Origin of the sequence: Dietzia sp. SLG310A2-38A2 (genome assembly GCF_014145095.1) — a bacterium.
Classification (GTDB): Bacteria; Actinomycetota; Actinomycetes; order Mycobacteriales; family Mycobacteriaceae; genus Dietzia.
Genome location: NZ_JAALDX010000305.1, coordinates 1 through 4,274 on the forward strand (window position 1 = coordinate 1; position 4,274 = coordinate 4,274).

The following is a 4,274-nucleotide window of genomic DNA, read 5'->3' on the forward strand; positions in this document are numbered from 1 at the left end:
TCCCGTGGACATCTCCGACTCGCAACGATCGGCCCGACAACCCGCATCGGACCGTGATCGGCGTTACGGTCGGACCCATGACGTCGATCCAACGAACCCGGAACATCGATCCGATCACCGCCGCCGACCTGGAGTCGCTGGGTACCGCCTCCGGACCGGCGGTGTCGGTGTTCATGCCGACGCACCGCGGAGGACCGGAGACGCGGGAGGGCCCGCTGAGGTTGCGCTCGCTGCTCGACCGCGCGCAGGCCGAGCTGGTCACCCGGGGCGCCCCGGACGAGGAGGCCGCCGAGCTGGTCGCGCCGCTCCGCCAGCTGGGCAGCCAGGACCGCTTCTGGCAGCACACGGCCCACGGACTGGCGCTCTATGCCGCTCCCGGGATCGCGCGGGTCTTCCGGCTGGGCGCCGAGATGCCGGAACTGGTCCACGTGTCCGACTCGTTCGCCGTCCGTCCCCTGGTCCCGGCCGCGATCGGCGACGGCGAGTTCCTGATCCTGGCACTGAGCCAGAACTCGGTGCGCCTGTTCGAGGCCACCCGGGGTTCGGTCCACGAGCGGGACATCGGTTCCGCTCCGGGGTCAATGGAGGATGCCGAGGGTCGCACCGAGCGCGAGCCCCAGCTGCAGCACCAGGCCGCGGCCGGGGGTACCGCCGCCTTCCACGGCCACGGGGCCGGCGGCGAGGTGGACCGCGTGATGCTGCAGAAGTTCTTCCGCCAGGTTGCCGCGGGCATCGACGAGCTGCTCGCGGGGCCCGATCGCCGACCGCTCGTGCTGGCGGCAGTGGCCGAGCATCACCCGATGCTCAGGGACGAGCTGTCCTATCCCCACCTCCTCGACGAGGTGGTGGCCGGGAACCCGGACCATGCCAGTGGCGCGGAGCTGCAGGAGAAGGCGTGGCCGATCGTCCAGCCCGTCCTCAGTGCCGATGCCGCCGCCGCGACCGAGCGATTCGGGGAAGCCCTCGGGACCGGGCTGGGGGTGAGCGACCCCCGGGAGATTGTCACCGCGGCCGCCGAGGGCCGGGTGGAGACGCTGATCCTCACCGGGGCGGCCTGTCGTCCGGAGGATCAGCCGGGTGACCTGGACGACGCCGTGGGCCATACCTGCGCCACGTCCGGCCGGCTCGTGGTGCTCGAGGCCCTCCCGCACGGCAACGCGGTCGGCGCGATCTTGCGCTACTGACCGTGGTGGCGAGCTCGGGCTCCCGCGCGACACGACCTTACCCGCGGGTAAGGTCGCCCTCGGGCAGGGCACAATGGGCGATATGAGCGCCAGCCATCCGCACTTGACCAGCCCTCTCGTCGTCGGGCCTCTCACCCTGCGCAACCGCGTGGTGATGGGGTCCATGCACACCGGGCTCGAGGACCGCAGCAAGCATCTGCCCGAGCTCACGGCCTACTTCGCCGAGCGGGCGCGCGGCGGCACCGCCATGATGATCACCGGTGGGTTCTCGCCCGACGTCGAGGGCTGGCTGCTCCCTGCCGGGTCGATGATGGCCAGCCGGCGGATGGCGGACAAACACCGCGCCCTCACCGACGCAGTCCACGCCGAGGGCTCGCACATCCTGCTCCAGCTGCTGCACGCCGGCCGGTACGGGTATCAGCCGTTCGTCCGCTCGGCCTCGTCCACCAAGTCTCCGATCAGCATGTTCAAGGCCCGCGCCCTGAGTTCGCGGGGCGTCGAGCGCACCATCGACCACTGGGTCCGGGCCGCGCGGCTGGCGCGCCGTGCGGGGTACGACGGCGTCGAGATCATGGGCTCCGAGGGGTACCTGATCAACCAGTTCCTCGCGGCCCGGACCAACCAGCGCACCGACTCCTGGGGTGGCACCGCGAGCAAGCGCATGCGGTTCCCCGAGGAGATCGTCCGCCGGGTCCGCGCCGAGGTGGGCCCGGACTTCCTGATCCAGTACCGCATCAGCGTGCTCGACCTGGTGCCGGACGGGCAGACCTGGGACGAGACCGCCGAGCTCGCCCAGCGCCTCGAGGCCGCGGGGGTCGATGTGTTCAACACCGGCATCGGCTGGCACGAGGCCCGCATCCCCACCATCGTCACGTCGGTGCCCCGCGCGGCGTTCGTCGACCTGGCGGCCCGGCTCAAGCAGACCGTGGGCGTGCCGGTGATCGCCTCCAACCGCATCAACACCCCGGACGTGGCCGAGCAGATCCTCGCGAGCGGGCAGGCCGACCTGGTGTCGATGGCGCGGCCGCTGCTCGCGGACCCGGCGTTCGCGGCCAAGGTCATCGAGGGGCGGGCCGACGAGATCAACATCTGCATCGCCTGCAACCAGGCCTGCCTCGACCACACCTTCGCCAACAAGCGGGCGTCGTGCCTGGTCAATCCCCGCGCCGGCCGGGAGACGGAGCTGGTGCTCACGGTGGCCCCCTCGCGCCGGCGGGTGGCCGTGGTGGGCGCAGGTCCCGCGGGTCTGGCCTGCGCGGAGGCGGCCGCGTCACGCGGGTTGGCCGTCGAGGTGTTCGAGGCCGAGGACGAGATCGGCGGGCAGTTCCGCTACGCCATGCGCGTGCCGGGCAAGGAGGAGTTCGCGGCGTCCCTGGCCTACTTCAGCCGCCGCCTCGACGTGCTCGGGGTTCCCGTTCACCTGGGCCGGCGAGCCGCCGCCGCGGACCTGGCCGGGTTCGACCACGTGGTGGTGGCGACCGGCGTCCGCCCGCGGGAGCTGGATCTGCCGGGTGCTGACCATTCGATGGTCATGACCTACCCCGAGCTGCTCACCGGTGCGCGCAGACCCGGCCGTCGCGTGGCGGTGATCGGTGCCGGCGGGATCGGCGTCGACGTCTCCGTGTTCCTGCTGGCCGGAGGGCCGGGATTAGAGCTCGACGGCCGCCGCGCCCGCGGCCACTCCACCGACGTAGAGGCGTGGAAGCAGCACTGGGGCGTGACGGACCCGGCCGTCGACCGCGCAGGCCTGGGCACCGCTGTCCTGGACGACCCCGCGCACGAGGTGCACCTGCTCCAGCGCAAGACCACCTCGATCGGCAAGGGTCTGGGCAAGACGACCGGCTGGGTCCACCGCGCCGAGCTCAAGACGGGCGACGTCCAGCAGTACACCGGGGTGACCTACGAGAAGATCGACGACGACGGGCTGCACATCGTCGACGCGGACGGCTCGCACCGCGTGGTGCCGGTGGACTCGGTCGTGGTGTGCGCGGGCCAGGAGTCGGTGCGCGACCTCGCCGACGAGCTGACCCGATCCGGCGGCAGGGCGGGCGACAACCCCCGGGTCCACGTGATCGGTGGTGCCGATGTGGCCGCCGAGCTGGACGCCAAGCGGGCGATCAAGCAGGGCGTGGAGCTCGCGGCCACGCTCTGAGCAGCTGCCCCTTCCTCCGTCCGCCAACTGGGATGGGGTGTGGGGCGGGGAGGGGGCCGAGGCCTGAGTCCGCGCAGCTCAGGCGCAGCGCTTCTCGCGGCGGCGGTCGACGATGCTGAACGCCAGCGCCGCCGCGGCCAGCGCGGCGATCAGCCCGAGCGCGGCCCGGAACGCGAGCAGCCAGTCGTCCTGGGATTCGACGATCCAGAACAGCACGCCGGGAACGACCGCCGTGCCGATCGCGGTGCCCATGCGTTGGCCCAGCGAGATGATGCTGCCGGCCACCCCTCCGTACGCGGGGTCGACCGCCCGCAGCGTCAGCGTCTGATTGGGGGAGATGGTCATGCCCTGGGCGGTGCCCATCAGCGCGGCGGGGGCCACGAAGATGAGGTAGCCCACCGCCCCGGACTCCACCAGGCCGGCGAGCAGGATGAACGCCAGCAGCGCGGTGATGGTGAGACAGAACCCCACGATGACCAACCGCCGGCCTAGCTTCAGCACGAACCGTCCCGCGACCTGTGCGGACACTGCGGCGCAGATCGAGGCGGGCAGGCTGACCAGAGCGGAGTCGATCGGCGCGTACCCCAGGTGGAACTGCAGATACATGGGCATCACGATCCACAGGCTGGTCCCGCCCATGAAGTAGATCGAGACGATGATCATGCCGTTGCGGAACGCCGGATCGCGGAAGATCTCGGGATTGACCAGTGGCGGGCGACCGACCCGCTCGTAGCGGCGCTCCCACCAGGCAAACGCCCCGAGCAGGGCCACCCCGAGCGGGACCAACGCCCACAGCGCGGGGTGGGCCCCGCGGTTGAGGAAGGGCAGCATCACCGAGAGCACGGCCGCCCCGAGCAGCACGATGCCGACCGGGTCCAGGTCGAGGCGGCGGCGCGCTGCCTTCTGCGGCGGTGTCACCGGCGCTGAGGCGTTGGTCG

At 71.7% G+C, this 4,274-nt stretch carries 3 protein-coding genes; 2 read left to right on the top strand and 1 reads right to left on the bottom strand.

The window, feature by feature from the left end; all coding sequences use genetic code 11:
* Nucleotides 1–77 precede the first annotated feature (77 nt).
* Entirely contained in the window at nt 78–1,184 is a 1,107-nt protein-coding gene (locus G6027_RS11315) for a hypothetical protein (protein ID WP_182637276.1), read from the top strand.
* 82 nt (nt 1,185–1,266) lie between these two features.
* Complete coding sequence (locus G6027_RS11320; RefSeq protein ID WP_182637277.1) at nt 1,267–3,336, top strand: NADPH-dependent 2,4-dienoyl-CoA reductase; 2,070 nt, start codon at nt 1,267–1,269, stop codon at nt 3,334–3,336.
* 78 nt (nt 3,337–3,414) lie between these two features.
* Here G6027_RS11320 and G6027_RS11325 read toward each other — a convergent pair.
* Nucleotides 3,415–4,274: MFS transporter (locus G6027_RS11325; protein WP_182637278.1), on the bottom strand; the 860-nt coding region annotated here is incomplete at its 5' end.

Coding starts and splice junctions, on each gene's coding strand:
- G6027_RS11315 (WP_182637276.1), top strand. CDS start 78: ATGACGTCGATCCAACGAACCCGGAACATCGATCCGATCACCGCCGCC.
- G6027_RS11320 (WP_182637277.1), top strand. CDS start 1,267: ATGAGCGCCAGCCATCCGCACTTGACCAGCCCTCTCGTCGTCGGGCCT.